Below are 214 nucleotides of genomic sequence, written 5' to 3'. Positions count from 1 at the left end.
AGGCAACGTGGTGTATCAACCGGCTACGCAAGGAGCTTAAGGCGCATAGGCGTACAATAGGATATTCTGTATGACGGTTTTTACTGTGCTTAATATAGTGAAAGTGCTCAGCAAGAGCAGGTGTATCAGGTGCACGAAATTGCGTTCCATCGACAGAAAATAACCGGAGTCCATACCACGTATCATCAGCATCTTCTTCTTGTGTCCAATGGGC

General features: G+C 46.3%; 1 pseudogene. It reads right to left on the bottom strand.

What is annotated here, in order from left to right:
* Positions 1-214: pseudogene (locus tag H4J63_RS20065) on the bottom strand (IS4 family transposase); the annotation flags it as partial.

This window comes from Pseudoalteromonas sp. 5Ae-yellow (assembly GCF_014077565.1).
Lineage (GTDB): Bacteria > Pseudomonadota > Gammaproteobacteria > Enterobacterales > Alteromonadaceae > Pseudoalteromonas.
This window is presented reverse-complemented; position numbering and strand designations above follow the sequence as displayed.